The sequence below is a fragment of the Streptomyces sp. NRRL F-5135 genome, assembly GCF_000719775.1.
In the GTDB taxonomy this organism is placed as follows: domain Bacteria; phylum Actinomycetota; class Actinomycetes; order Streptomycetales; family Streptomycetaceae; genus Streptomyces; species Streptomyces hebeiensis.
In genome coordinates this window covers 22,141-35,407 of sequence record NZ_JOHR01000008.1, presented here as the reverse complement: position 1 = coordinate 35,407, position 13,267 = coordinate 22,141, and the positions used below count along the sequence as shown (strand labels likewise).

At 70.4% G+C, this 13,267-nt stretch carries 14 protein-coding genes and 1 pseudogene; 10 read left to right on the top strand and 5 right to left on the bottom strand.

Annotation, left to right across the window (positions count from 1 at the left end; all coding sequences use genetic code 11):
* Window position 1: 1 nt before the first annotated feature.
* The 6 genes from IG02_RS0115180 to IG02_RS0115155 all read left to right on the top strand — a co-directional run bounded on the left by IG02_RS0115180 (window position 2) and on the right by IG02_RS0115155 (window position 6,657).
* Window positions 2-1,654 (top strand): ABC transporter ATP-binding protein, encoded by a 1,653-nt coding sequence (locus tag IG02_RS0115180; RefSeq protein WP_051765062.1) that lies wholly within the window; start codon window positions 2-4, stop codon window positions 1,652-1,654.
* On the top strand, window positions 1,651-2,841 hold the full coding sequence (locus IG02_RS0115175; protein WP_234314752.1) for an ABC transporter permease: 1,191 nt from the start codon (window positions 1,651-1,653) through the stop codon (window positions 2,839-2,841). The genes IG02_RS0115180 and IG02_RS0115175 overlap by 4 nt, the downstream gene beginning before the upstream one ends.
* Window positions 2,838-4,151: an ABC transporter permease gene (locus IG02_RS0115170; RefSeq protein WP_030747011.1), complete on the top strand. Its 1,314-nt coding sequence runs from the start codon at window positions 2,838-2,840 to the stop codon at window positions 4,149-4,151. The genes IG02_RS0115175 and IG02_RS0115170 overlap by 4 nt, the downstream gene beginning before the upstream one ends.
* The gene (locus IG02_RS36390) at window positions 4,148-4,552 is read left to right on the top strand and encodes a cytidine deaminase (RefSeq protein WP_078854501.1); all 405 of its coding nucleotides are present in this window, start codon (window positions 4,148-4,150) and stop codon (window positions 4,550-4,552) included. Before IG02_RS0115170 ends, IG02_RS36390 begins: the two co-directional genes overlap by 4 nt.
* Before the next feature lie 139 nt (window positions 4,553-4,691).
* Window positions 4,692-5,969: a thymidine phosphorylase gene (locus IG02_RS0115160; RefSeq protein WP_030747005.1), complete on the top strand. Its 1,278-nt coding sequence runs from the start codon at window positions 4,692-4,694 to the stop codon at window positions 5,967-5,969.
* 103 nt (window positions 5,970-6,072) lie between these two features.
* Entirely contained in the window at window positions 6,073-6,657 is a 585-nt protein-coding gene (locus IG02_RS0115155; RefSeq protein WP_030747002.1) for a Uma2 family endonuclease, read from the top strand.
* On the opposite strand, the gene IG02_RS0115150 is transcribed toward IG02_RS0115155, so the two are convergent.
* Complete coding sequence (locus IG02_RS0115150) at window positions 6,654-7,349, bottom strand: HAD family hydrolase (protein WP_199814024.1); 696 nt, start codon at window positions 7,347-7,349, stop codon at window positions 6,654-6,656. The two genes, IG02_RS0115155 and IG02_RS0115150, sit on opposite strands and share 4 nt — an antisense overlap.
* Window positions 7,350-7,439: 90 nt before the next feature.
* Between IG02_RS0115150 and IG02_RS36385 the strand changes: the two genes are divergently transcribed.
* Window positions 7,440-7,844, top strand: a complete 405-nt coding sequence (locus IG02_RS36385) for an STAS domain-containing protein (RefSeq protein WP_324604730.1) — start codon at window positions 7,440-7,442, stop codon at window positions 7,842-7,844.
* A 26-nt stretch (window positions 7,845-7,870) separates the two neighbouring features.
* Here the strand turns inward: IG02_RS36385 and IG02_RS0115140 are convergent, their stop codons facing one another.
* The 4 genes from IG02_RS0115140 to IG02_RS0115125 form a co-directional block, all read right to left on the bottom strand.
* Window positions 7,871-8,860, bottom strand: coding sequence for a sigma-70 family RNA polymerase sigma factor (locus tag IG02_RS0115140; RefSeq protein WP_030746996.1), 990 nt, complete (start codon window positions 8,858-8,860; stop codon window positions 7,871-7,873).
* Between the two features lie 78 nt (window positions 8,861-8,938).
* Window positions 8,939-9,670, bottom strand: coding sequence for a L,D-transpeptidase family protein (locus IG02_RS0115135; protein WP_078854500.1), 732 nt, complete (start codon window positions 9,668-9,670; stop codon window positions 8,939-8,941).
* A gap of 193 nt (window positions 9,671-9,863) precedes the next feature.
* On the bottom strand, window positions 9,864-10,073 hold the full coding sequence (locus IG02_RS0115130) for a DUF397 domain-containing protein (RefSeq protein ID WP_030746991.1): 210 nt from the start codon (window positions 10,071-10,073) through the stop codon (window positions 9,864-9,866).
* The gene (locus IG02_RS0115125; protein WP_030746988.1) at window positions 10,070-10,906 is read right to left on the bottom strand and encodes a helix-turn-helix domain-containing protein; all 837 of its coding nucleotides are present in this window, start codon (window positions 10,904-10,906) and stop codon (window positions 10,070-10,072) included. The genes IG02_RS0115130 and IG02_RS0115125 overlap by 4 nt, the downstream gene beginning before the upstream one ends.
* A 104-nt stretch (window positions 10,907-11,010) precedes the next feature.
* Between IG02_RS0115125 and IG02_RS0115120 the strand changes: the two are divergent.
* The 3 genes and pseudogenes from IG02_RS0115120 to IG02_RS0115110 form a co-directional block, all read left to right on the top strand.
* Window positions 11,011-11,262: pseudogene (locus IG02_RS0115120) on the top strand (hypothetical protein); the annotation flags it as partial.
* Window positions 11,263-11,579: 317 nt separating this feature from the next.
* Window positions 11,580-11,873, top strand: coding sequence for a hypothetical protein (locus tag IG02_RS41545; protein WP_158712296.1), 294 nt, complete (start codon window positions 11,580-11,582; stop codon window positions 11,871-11,873).
* Between the two features lie 264 nt (window positions 11,874-12,137).
* Entirely contained in the window at window positions 12,138-13,211 is a 1,074-nt protein-coding gene (locus tag IG02_RS0115110) for an alkene reductase (RefSeq protein ID WP_030746982.1), read from the top strand.
* Window positions 13,212-13,267: the final 56 nt, after the last annotated feature.

The window sequence follows — 13,267 nt, the reverse complement described above, 5'->3', positions numbered from 1 at the left end:
GGTGGAGCTGCACGGCATCACCAAACGCTTCCCCGGCGTGGTCGCCAACAGCGACATACACATCACCGTCCACAAGGGCACCGTGCACGCCCTCTGCGGGGAGAACGGCGCCGGCAAGTCCACCCTGATGAAGATCCTCTACGGGATGCAGAAGCCCGACGAGGGAACCATCACCGTCGACGGAGTCCAGGCCGCCTTCGCCGGCCCCGCCGACGCCATCGCGCGCGGCATCGGCATGGTGCACCAGCACTTCATGCTCGCCGACAACTTCACCGTGCTGGAGAACGTCGTCCTCGGCGCGGAGAACCTGTACGGCATCGGCTCCAAGGCCCGCAAGAAGATCGTGGAAATCTCCGAGGCGTACGGTCTCGGCGTCCGCCCCGACGTGCTCGTCGAGGACCTCGGCGTCGCCGACCGGCAGCGCGTGGAGATCCTCAAGGTCCTCTACCGGGGCGCCCGCATCCTCATCCTGGACGAGCCCACCGCCGTCCTGGTCCCGCAGGAGGTCGACGCCCTCTTCGAGAACCTGCGCGAGCTCAAGGCCGAGGGCCTGACGGTCATCTTCATCTCGCACAAGCTGGGGGAGGTGCTGTCGGTCGCGGACGAGATCACCGTCATCCGGCGCGGTACGACCGTGGGCACCGCCGACCCGGCGGCCACCACCTCCAAGCAGCTCGCCGAGCTGATGGTCGGCAGCGAGCTGCCCTCGCCCGAGACCCGCGACTCGACGGTGACGGACCGTCCGATGCTGGACGTCGCCGGGCTGCGGCTGACCGCGACGGACCCGGACGGAGCCATACGCGACGTCCTCGACGACATCACCTTCACCATCCACCAGGGTGAGGTCCTCGGCATCGCCGGCGTCGAGGGAAACGGCCAGACCGAGCTGATCGAGGCCCTGATGGGGCTGCGCGACCCCGACGGCGGCGCGATCACCCTCGACGGCGCCGACATCTCGCACGCGCCCACCCGCAAGCGCCGCGAGCGCGGGATCGGCTACGTACCGGAGGACCGGCACCGGCACGGGCTGCTGCTGGAGGCACCGCTCTGGGAGAACCGCATCCTCGGCCATGTGACCGAGCGGCCCAACAGCCGGGGCGGGCTCCTCAGTCCGCGGGCCGCGCGCGAGGACACGACACGCATCGTGCGCGAGTACGACGTCCGCACGCCCGGGATCGAGGTCACCGCGGCCTCCCTGTCCGGCGGCAACCAGCAGAAGCTGATCGTCGGCCGCGAGATGAGCCACGCCCCCAAGCTGCTGATCGCCGCCCACCCCACGCGCGGGGTGGACGTCGGCGCGCAGGCGCAGATCTGGGACCAGATCCGCGAGGCGCGCCGCGAGGGCCTCGCCGTGCTGCTGGTCTCCGCCGACCTGGACGAGCTGATCGGGCTGTCCGACACCCTGAGGGTGATGTACCGGGGCCGGCTCGTGGCCGACGCCGACCCCGCCACCATCACCCCGGAGGAACTGGGCTCGGCGATGACGGGCGCGGCCACGGGGCACCTGGAGGCACACGGGACGGAAGGGTCCGACGGCGCCGACGATGCCGCCGCCCCGGCCCCCGGGGCTCCCGAGGCCGCAGAGACCACCGAGACCACCGAGGTTCCGGAACCGGCGCCGAAGGCAGCACCCCCGAAGGACGATGCCCGATGAAGAAACTCGACAAGGACCGGCTGATCCTGGGCTTCGCCGGCCCGGTGCTCGCGCTGGTCGTCGCCATCGCCCTCACCACCGTGGTGCTGTACGTCTCCGGCAGTGACCCCGTCGAGCCGTACCGGATCATGTTCGAGTCGGCGACCTACGTCGACATCCAGGTCCTGATCGTCAATCAGGCCGGCACGTACTACCTGGCCGCCCTCGCGGTCGCCATCGGCTTCCGGATGAACCTGTTCAACATCGGGGTCGACGGCCAGTACCGGCTCGCGGCGATGATGGCCGCGCTCGTCGGCGCCAGCGTCGACCTGCCGGGACCCCTCCAGATCGCGCTCATCGTGATCGTCGCGATGCTGGTCGGCGCCTTCTGGTCCGGGATCGCGGGCATCCTGAAGACCACCCGCGGGGTGAGCGAGGTCGTCTCCACGATCATGCTCAACTCGATCGCCACCAGCCTCGTGGCCTGGCTGATCCTGCCCAAGAACTTCGGCGTCCAGCCCGCCGGCTCCAACAACCTGACGACCGGTGACATCCCCGAGTCCGGCTGGTTCCCCGGGCTGTCCATGGGCGCCGAGGCCGGCGAGATCTACGGCTTCACCTTCGTGGCCGCCGCCTGCGGCATCCTCTACTGGTTCGTCCTCGGCCGCACCCGCTTCGGCTTCGACCTGCGCGCCACGGGCGCCAGCGAGAGCGCGGCCCAGGCGTCCGGCGTCGACGCCAAGAAGATGATCCTCACCTCGATGCTGATCTCCGGCGGGGTCGCCGGGCTCGCCGGTATGCCCACGCTGCTCGGCGACACCCACACCTACAGCCTCGACTTCCCCACCGGCATCGGCTTCACCGGCATCACCATCGCGCTCCTCGGCCGCAACAACCCGCTCGGCATCGCCTTCAGCGCGCTGCTGATCGCCTTCCTCGACAAGACGTCGGCCTCCCTCGACCAGTACGGGTACGAGAAGGAGATCGCCACGATCATGCAGGGCCTGATCGTGATCTCCGTCGTGGTCTCCTACGAACTCGTCCGCCGCTACGGGCTGCGCCGCCAGCAGCAGAAGGTCGGCGAGGAACTCGCCGCCGGAGGCGCCCTCGCGACCGCGCACACCGCCGGCCGGTCCGACGCGGACGGCGACGACCGGGGCGACGAGAACAACAACGGCAAGAACCAGAAGGAGGGGGCCGCGCTGTGAGCACGAGTTCGAGCACCAGTAGTACGGGCACGACGAGTACGAGTACGACGCGCGCCGGCGCCGGCTCCGCCCGCGGCTCCGCTCCCAAGAAGGGCGGCCGCCGCCCCCTCACCCTCCCCGTCGTCCTGCTGATCATCGCGGGCGCGCTGGCCCTCGTCTCGCTGGTCCGGCTGATCAGCGGCGCGGACGACATCACCTCGGTCGGCCAGGTCTCCGGCGCCCTCGAACTCGCCATCCCCATCGGCCTCGCCGGACTCGGCGGCCTGTGGGCGGAGCGCGCGGGCGTCGTCAACATCGGCCTCGAAGGCATGATGGTCCTCGGCACCTGGTTCGGGGCCTGGGCCGGCTTCCAATGGGGCCCCTGGGCCGGCGTCGTCCTCGGCATCCTCGGCGGCGCGCTCGGCGGCCTGCTGCACGCCGTCGTCACCGTCACCTTCGGCGTGAACCACATCGTCTCCGGTGTGGCCATCAACATCCTCGCCGTCGGCGCCACCCGCTACCTGTCGAACTTCGCCTTCGACGGCGTCGAGGGCGGCTCCTCCAAGCAGTCCCCGCGCATCGACGCGATCACCGAGATCACCGTCCCCGGCCTGGCCGACTGGATGCAGGACCTCCAGGCCAGACACTGGTTCCTGGTCTCGGACCTCGCGGGCGTCATAGGCGGCCTGGTGACCGACCTGTCGCTGCTGACCGTGGTCGCGCTGCTGCTCGTGCCCGGCACCTGGTGGGTGCTGTGGCGCACGGCGTTCGGCCTGCGGCTGCGCTCGTGCGGCGAGAACCCGGTCGCCGCGGAGTCGCTCGGCGTCAACGTCTACCGGTACAAGTACATCGCCGTGACCGTCTCCGGCGGCCTCGCCGGTCTCGGCGGCGCCTTCCTCGCGATCGTGGCCACCGGTATCTACCAGGAGGGCCAGACCGGCGGCCGCGGCTACATCGGCCTCGCCGCGATGATCTTCGGCAACTGGATGCCGGGCGGACTCGCCCTCGGCGCCGGGCTCTTCGGCTTCACCGACAGCCTCAAGCTGCGCGGCGGCGCCGAGAACGTGCACGCCATGCTGCTGCTCCTCGGCATCCTGCTCGTGCTGGTCGTGGCCTGGCAGCTGTACAAGAAGAAGTACGTCGCGGCCGTGGTCTCGGCGGCCGTCGCGGCGCTGCTGTTCCTCTGGTACGCGCTGACGGACCAGGTGCCCAGCCAGTTCGTGGACGCCGCTCCGTACGTGACGACACTGCTGGTCCTGGCGCTCTCGGCGCAGCGGCTGCGGATGCCGAAGGCGGACGGTCTGCCGTACCGGAAGGGCCAGGGCACATGACGGCCCCGCCGCCCGCTCCGGACCCCGGCTCCGGCTCCGGGAGCGGTGGGGACGGGGTCGACTGGGAGGCCCTGCGGACCGCCGCGCGGGAGGCCATGTCCCGCGCGTACGCCCCGTACTCGCACTTCCCGGTCGGCGCGGCGGCCCTGGTCGACGACGGCCGCACGGTCACCGGCTGCAACGTCGAGAACGCCTCGTACGGCATCGGCCTGTGCGCCGAGTGCGGCCTGGTCTCGGCCCTCCGCCTGAGCGGCGGCGGCCGGCTCACCCACTTCACCTGCGTGGACGGTACGGGCCAGGTGCTGGTGCCGTGCGGCCGCTGCCGGCAGCTGGGGCGCGCCGCTGTCGAAAGGGAGGCTGTGCTCGATATGCGGCTCCGCCGCGTGGGCGGAGGTTTGTGAGGCAGTGTCGATGTGCGGCTCCGCCGCGCAGGCAAACCGAGCACGGTCGACCGTCGACAGGGCCCGCGGCCGGAGGCCGCTGATGGGTACAGCGAGCGCCCCGGAGGCGAACCGAGCCCAAAAAAGAAAGGAACGCGCCATGGACGTCATCTCCGTCATCCGCACCAAGCGTGACCGGGGCGAGCTGAGCCCGGAGCAGATCGACTGGGTGATCGACGCCTACACGCGGGGCGAGGTCGCCGACGAGCAGATGTCGGCGCTCGCGATGGCGATCCTGCTCAACGGCATGAATCGCGCCGAGATCGCCCGCTGGACCGCCGCCATGATCGCCTCCGGCGAGCGCATGGACTTCTCCGCGCTGTCCCGGCCCACGGCCGACAAGCACTCGACGGGCGGCGTCGGCGACAAGATCACGTTGCCGCTGGCCCCGCTGGTGGCGGCGTGCGGCGCGGCCGTCCCGCAGCTCAGCGGGCGCGGCCTCGGCCACACCGGCGGCACCCTGGACAAGCTGGAGGCCATCCCCGGCTGGCGGGCGCTGTTGTCGAACGCCGAGATGCTGGACGTCCTGGACTCCACCGGCGCCGTCATCTGCGCGGCGGGCGACGGGCTGGCCCCGGCGGACCGGAAGCTCTACGCGCTGCGCGATGTCACGGGCACGGTGGAGGCGATTCCGCTGATCGCCTCCTCGATCATGTCCAAGAAGATCGCCGAGGGCACCGGCTCGCTGGTCCTGGACGTCAAGGTCGGCTCCGGCGCTTTCATGAAGACCGTCGAGGACGCCCGTGAGCTGGCCGCCACGATGGTGGGCCTGGGCACCGACCACGGGGTACGGACGGTGGCCCTGCTCACCGACATGTCCACCCCGCTCGGCCGTACGGCGGGCAACGCGCTGGAGGTCCGCGAGTCCGTCGAGGTCCTCGCGGGCGGCGGCCCGGCGGACGTGGTGGAGCTGACCCTGGCCCTGGCGCGCGAGATGCTCGACGCGGCGGGCCTGACGGACGCGGACCCGGCGAAGGCCCTGGCCGACGGCTCGGCGATGGACGTCTGGCGCCGGATGATCAGCGCCCAGGGCGGCGACCCGGACGCGAAGCTCCCGGTGGCCCGCGAACAGCACGTGGTCACGGCTCCCGCGTCCGGTGTCCTGACGCGCCTCGACGCGTACGGGGTCGGCGTCGCGGCCTGGCGCCTCGGCGCGGGCCGCGCCCGCAAGGAGGACCCGGTCCAGGCGGGCGCGGGCGTCGAGCTCCACGCCAAGCCGGGCGACGCGGTCACGGCGGGGCAGCCGCTGCTGACCCTGCACACGGACACGCCGGAGAAGTTCGACTACGCGCTCCAGGCGCTGGCGGACACGTACGACCTCGCCCCGGCGGGAACGGCGTACGAGGCGACGCCGGTGGTGCGGGAACGTATCGCCTGATCAGCGAGGACACCCATTCGGATGAACGGGACCGGTGGCCGTCCACCGGTCCCGTTCTGCGTGCTGAGATCGGTGGCGCTACGCAAACGAAACGGAGACCGCCGTGAGCGCACTCGCCGTCGACCACGAGCCGGGTTTCGGCTGGGACGACCTCGTCCGTATCTGGACGGAGACGGACGCACCCAAGGGCTGCAAGGTGGAGATCATCGAGGGGATCGTCACGGTCTCACCGCCGCCGTCCTGCGACCACAGCCTTGCCGCCTCCCGGGTAAATCGCCGCCTGCTCGCCGTGATTCCGGAGGATTGGCATGTGTTCCAGATGCAGGAGGCGGCCGTTCCAAGTCGTAGCGGGTTGTTCATCCCGGACTTGATGGTGGTGGCGGAGGAAGACAGGCCCGCGCCCGGGGATCTGTTTCCCGCCAGCCGGGCGAAGCTCGTCGTCGAGATCACTTCGTCCGGCAACGCCAACCACGATCGCATCGCCAAGGCGCACGGTTACGCCCAGGCCGGGGTCCCGCTCTACCTGCTGCTCGATCCCTGGCACTCGGGCCGGCCGACGGCGACGCTCTACGGGGACCCCCAGGGCGGCACGTACCGCGTCCTGGAGTCGGTCGAGTACGGCGACAAGCTCACCCTCCCCGCCCCCTTCGACCTGACCCTGGACACCGCCACCTTCCCCGTCAGCTAACAGACGTCAGCCGACGGGAGCCCGGCCGCCAGCAGCCCAGGCAACGCGCGCATGTCCTCGAAGACGACCGTGCCGGGGCCCTCCAGGCGGTGCGCCGCCGTCAGGCCGCCCGCGTAGCCGAACGACCGCATGCCGGCCGCCCGAGCCGCCTGGACGCCGTACGGGCTGTCCTCCACCACCGCGCAGCGCGCCGGGTCCGCCCCGAGCGTGCGGGCCGCGTGGAGGAACAGGTCCGGGGCGGGCTTGCCCCGGGCGACGTCCTCGGCGCTGAAGATCCGGCCCTCGAAGTGGCCGTACAGCCCCGTCGTCCGAAGATTTCGGCGGATGCCCTTGTGCCCGCCGTTCGAGGCGAGGCAGAACGGGAGCCCGAAGCTCTCCAGCACCTCGGCGATGCCGTCGACCGCCGTCAGCTCCGTGGCGAACGCCTCCTCGTAGAGATGCTTGTACGGCAGGTGCCAGCCCGGCTCCAGCGGACGCCCCAGCCGCTCCTCGACGGCGGCCTCGTAGATCTCGGACGACGAGCCGACGAAGCGCTCGATGATCTCCTCTTCCGTGAAATCGCAGCCCAGCGCGGCGAAGACCCGCGCGTCCACCCGTACGGCGATGCGCTCGCTGTCCACGAGTACGCCGTCGCAGTCGAAGATCACCAGTTCGATCGGCTGGTCCTCGGCAGGTGCGGGATCGAAGGTCATGCCCGGCAGCGTACGGGCCGTGCCGAGGGTGTCGCGATGAGTTCCGGGTGTGTGGCCGGTCTCTTCCGTGTGGATGCCACGGAACCGATCTTGCTCGCCCTCGTCGGCACGCTCACCCCGGCCGACGTGCCGAGGCTGTGCGCGGAGCTGAGCCTCAAGCTCCGCGACACACCCCGAGCCCCTGGAGACGCCGGACCACGCGGGGACACCGGCCCACCCGGGGACGTCGGACGACCCCGGGACGACGCGGCCCCCGAGGTGGTCCACGACGTGGTCTGCGACGTCACCCGGCTCGACCGCGCCAACCTCGCCGCCGTCGACGCCCTGGCCCGGCTGCGGCTCGCCGCGCTCCGCCACGGACGCCGACTGCGGCTGGTGGGGGCCGGACGGGAACTGCGGCTGCTGCTGGACCTCGTGGGTCTGGCGGAGGTGGCGGAGGCGCAGCCGTTCGAGCCGTCCGGGGACCCGCCTCGACCGCACCGTCCGCCCCTGTGACGGTCAGCCGCCCGTCCCTGTGACCGTCAGCCGTCCGCCTTCTCCAGCCGAGGTGGCAGGTCGAACAGCGGGAACCAGCGATCCGTGTCCAGGAAGCAGTGCAGCCCGGCGATCCTGCCGTCCTCGATCTCCAGGACCTGGAGCGCCCACGGCACGAACCCGTCGCCCGACTCCGCCGGCTTGTAGTGCGCGAAGGCCGGCGTGCCGTTGGCCACCGTCGGCACCAGACGCGAGCCCCGGCAGCCCGCGCCGATGGTGAGCATGAAGCCGGTGATGTCGTCGTGGCCCTGGAGCCACAGGTCGAACGGCGGCATCGTGAACTTCGCGTCGTCGTGCAGAAGGGTGGTCAGCGCCTTCATGTCGTAGTCCTCGAACGCCGCCACGTACCGCTCCAGCAGGGCCTTCTGCTCCTCGTCCAGCGGGTTCGCCGGATCGGAGGCGGCAGGGGGCGAGTCGGCGAGCGTGGCGCGCGCCCGCTGGAGCGCGCTGTTGACCGAGGCGACCGACGTGTCCAGCAGCTCGGCCACCTCGCTCGCCTTCCACGCCAGCACCTCCCGCAGGATCAGTACGGCGCGCTGCTTGGGCGGCAGGTGCTGGAGCGCGGCGACGAAGGCCAGCCGGATCGTCTCCCGCTCCACCGCCGCCTCGGCCGGGTCCGCCACCGAGGGCAGCACCCGGCCGTCCGGCACCGGCTCGAGCCAGGTGGTCTCCGGGCGGGCGGTGAGCTGGGCCTGAGCCACCGGTGTGGCGGCGGTCAGGTCCATGGGACGCGCCCGGCGATTGCCCGCGTTCAGCATGTCCACGCAGACGTTCGTCGCGATCCGGTAGAGCCAGGATCTGAGCGACGACCGCCCCTCGAACTTCTCGAAGCTCCGCCACGCGCGCACCAGCGTGTCCTGCACGGCGTCCTCGGCCTCGAAGGACGACCCCAGCATCCGGTAGCAGTAACCGGTCAGCTCCGTCCGGTACCGCTCCAGCCGGGAATCCGGTTCCTGTGCCGCAACAAGATCACTCATCGGTCACCCCACTCGCCCCGGAGGTCGCCCCAAAGACCCCCACACCCCGGAAGCTACCGCAGGGCACTGACAAACCGCTCAGGTTCCCGGCTTACGGCCGTAAACGTAGACATCGTCGCCCGTCTTCAGCCGCGACCAGTACGCCGCCGCGTCCTTCGACGTCATGTTCACGCATCCGTGCGAACCGGGCGGGTTCCACATGCTCAGGTTCGCCGAGTGGAAGGCCTGGCCGCCGTCGAAGAACTGGCTGTAGGGCATGGGCACGTCGTAGATCGTGGAGACGTGGTTCTTGTGCTTCCAGTAGATCTTCTTGAGCCCGGTCCTGGTCTCGTAGCCGTCGCGCCCGGTGCGCACCGGCACCGGCCCGTACACCAGCTTCTTGCCGTCCTGGATCCAGCTCAGCTGCCGCGTGAGATCGACGCAGGCGATACGGCCCTTGTTCGTCGGGCACTTCTTCGCCTTGTTGGGCGTCTTGCCCGCTGCCTTCTGCTTGTTCATCAGGTCCATCACGCCCCAGGTGACGGGTCCCGCGTAGCCGATCGTCGGGGTGATGCCGTGCTTGGCCTGGAACGCGCGGGTGGCCTTGCAGTCGGCGGCGGACTGCTTGCCGTCCACCGGCCTGCCCAGGAACTTCTCGACCTTCTTCTGGTACGGGCCGGTACTGGTGGTGCACGAGGCCGCCTGCGCGGGCGCGGCCGTGGCCAGCGATACGGCCAGCGGGACCACGAGGCCGGCGATCCCGGCCGTGGCGATCCCCGCGCGACGAGCGCGCGTCAGTCGTTCGGAATGCTGCCGTCTGCGATGTTCCATGTGCCCGGCCCCCTTCAACCTTCAACTCGACGCGTGCCTTTACGCGTTGACGCGTCCTGAAGGGTTGGACACGCCAGGGGCACGCATGGTTGCGCGAGCACGCACGGAAACGGCCCCGCCGTGCCTCCGACTCGGAGGCGTGACGGGGCCGTTCCTGTGGTGGCGCGTACGGAGCGAGCCGGGTGCGGAAAGGTCAGGCCGCCCCGAACCCCGCGACCTTGACGCCCGCCACGAACGAGGCGAACGCGTCGGCGGGGAAGGCCAGGACCGGACCGCCGGGGTTCTTGGAGTCACGGACGGGGACGATGCCGCGCCCGGCGGCGAGGTTGGCGGCGACCTCCACGCAGTTACCGCCGTTGTTGCTGTAGGAGGAGGTGAACCAGCGGGGAGTATCGGTCGTCACAGGATGCCCTTTCGTACCTGCTCGATCACGGCCACGGATGCCGCTTGGGAGAGCGCTTCTGCCTGTAGTTGATGGTAGGCCGTGAGCACGGGCATCACAGACGTGCTCTCTCGGTCAAGGTGTCCTTGCGTCTGCGACTCTGCATAGCAGAGCACGGACCGATCCGGCAGCGTCAGAAGGTTGACGGGCAGGTCGAACGTACGGCGCTCGCCGATCTCGAACGGTGCGATCTGCAGCACTGTGTTCGGCAGCGTGGCGAACTCGACCAGACGCGCCAACTGAGCGTCCATGACGGCACTTCCACCGACGGGCCGACGGACACAGCTTTCATCCATGGTCACGAACACCATCGGTGACCGGGGTCGGGGCCGCATCAGTGCTGCTTGACGCTCGGCGAGGAACGAGATTCGTTCTTCTGCTTGTTCGGGTGTGATGGTGCCCCGTCGTACGGCGCTATCCGCCAACACGCGGGCGTAATCCGGTGTCTGAAGCAAGCCAGGGATGATGCCGATTTCGTACAGCCTGACCTCCGTAGCTCGGCTCTCGTAGCCGACGTACTCGGAGAACCCTTCCAGCAAGGCGCCATGCCTGATCTCGCGGTACTTGCGCTCGAACATGCCGCCGGTGTCGAGCGCGAGGTCAGCGCTGCGCGCAAAGCGCAAAGTTGGCATCTTGCGACCGGTTTCAACGGATGAAATATGCGTACTGGAATATTCCATCCGCACGGCTAGATCCTCTTGCTTCCACCCCCTCTGTTCCCTGGAGCTGCGCAGTTGTGCTCCGTAGGCTGCCTGAGGGCTCCGCTCCGGGTTGAGTTCCTTTCGGTTGACCAACTTGCCACCTAACTTTCCTGCCGCGCCTGCCACGTTGAACGGTTCCCGACTCTAGGCCACGCTGAACCATCTCGGTAGTCAAGTCGTTACGGAGAGGAGTTGTCGTGTTCGGAGAGAACGTCCCGTCGACTGGGCAGAATCCCCCGCCCGTCCCCGCCCAAGGCGCGCTCATGGTGGACACCAGTCGTGGTGACCGAGTCGGAGAGTTCCGAGGGCTCGCCGGCCCGTACTGGTCCCTGCGTCCCGTCGGCGGCGGGCACGAGTGGGAGGCCGAGCCCCGGTACGTCCGGCCGCCGACCGTCGCCGAACGGCTGCGTATCGAGAACGCGCGGCAGAACGCCCGGAGTCGGGGCGACGCGCACTCGGCCGTCTTCACCGCCGCCCTCGCCTCGATCCTCACGCGCGAACGGAGCGCGGCCATGGGGCGGCGCCACGGATTCGTCGACTGGACCATCACGCCGAACCGCACGGGCGACCCGCCCACCCTTCACACCTTCCGGTGCGCGGCCGAGAGTGACGACGGGAAGCGGTGCGGCGCGGAGTCCCCCACCTCCGAGCTGTTCGAGACCGCGAGAGGCTGGACGTTCTCCCACGTGAGAGACCACCCGCAGCACACGGACTTCACGGAAGTGATCCAGCGCCCGTGGCTGCTGCTGCGCACGGAGGCTTCGTCGTGAGCCCGGTCGCCCGGTACGGCGCACCGCGCGTCGGCCGGCCCAGCACTCCCGCGCCCGCCCGGACAGAGGACGGCAACGACTGGACCTGGGGAGCGTGTTGGGGCTGGTGCGAGCGGCCATGGCTTCGCGTGCTGTGGGTCGGGACCACGACCATTCCCGGCGGTCAGGTCGCGGATCTCTACTACTGCGGCTCCTGTGTCCGGCGCATGCACCGCCGCGTACAGAGCCACGCCCGGTCGCACACACACCTCCGTGTGCTCGACTCCGGGCAGGAGGAGGCCGGGACATGAAGTCCGTCAAGCATGTCGGATGGTGGCTGCTCGCCTCCGGCGCCACGGTGTTGGTGTGCTCGGCCGCGCTGTGCTTCCTGATCATCGGTCTTGCCGTTGACGGCTTCCGGTAGGACGCCGTCAAGCGGCGGCGGGGCGGGCGTCGTGGTGGGCCCGGGCTGTGACTCCCGCCACATGGCTTGCCTCTCACATTGACGTCAGGTTTTAGCGTGCTTGTCGGGCCCGCCGTTCCAGGGCCTCTGACGCGTACGAAGGAGTTCCGGGATGACCACGCTGTTCGACCGCCACCGCCTCGGCGGTCTGGAGCTGCCCAACCGTGTCGTCATGGCCCCGATGACCCGGGTCCGGGCCGCGGCCGGGGGCCTGGCGACCCCGTCCATGGCGGCCTACTACGCCCAGCGGGCCACCGCCGGGCTGATCATCAGCGAGGGGGTGCAGCCCAGCCTGGTCGGGCAGTCCAACCCGGGCACCCCGGGCCTGCACACCGACGAGCAGGTGGCGGCGTGGCGGCCCGTCACCGACGCGGTGCACGCCAACGGCGGGCGCATCTTCGCCCAGATCATGCACGGCGGCCGGGTCTCGCACCCCGACACCACCGGTCTCCAGCCGGTCGGGCCCTCGGCCGTCGCCGCCGTGGGCGACGTGTTCTCCCCGACCGGGCCGCAGCCCGCGCCGGTCCCGCGCGCCCTGGACACCTCCGAGGTGCCCGAGCAGGCCCGTTCGTACGCCGAGGCCGCCCGGCGCGCTGTCGACGCCGGGTTCGACGGCGTCGAACTGCACGGCGCGAACGGCTACTTGATCTCGCAGTTCCTCTCCTCCAACGCCAACCTGCGCACCGACTCCTACGGCGGGCCCATCGCCCACCGCATCCGCTTCGCCGTCGAGGCGGTCGCCGCCACGGTGGACGCGGTGGGCGCGGCCCGCACCGCCATCAGGCTCTCGCCCGGCGGCACCTTCTGGGGCGTCGAGGAGACCGAGGTGCCGGAGCTGTACGCGGCCCTGCTCGCCGAACTCGCCCGCTTCGACCTCGCCTACGTGCACCTGGAGGCGACCGCCGAGGAGGAGGTGCTGGTCGGGCTGCGCCGCGCGTGGCCCGGCAGCCTGATCATGAACCCGGCACTCCCGATGGGCCCGAAGCAGGCCGACCGGACCGCCGCCGACCACTGGCTCGGTCTGGGCGCGGACCTGATCAGCTTCGGCCGCGCCTTCATCGCAAACCCCGACCTGGTGGAACGGCTCCGCACCGGCCTGCCGGTCGCGCCCGTCGACACGGCCACGTACTACCAGGGCGGCGACGCGGGCTATCTCACCTACCCGGCGTACCAGTACACCGCCTGATCGGAGCGGGTGAGCGGGCGGAGAGGCGAGCGGGCGGACAGGCGTCAGAGTTCCTC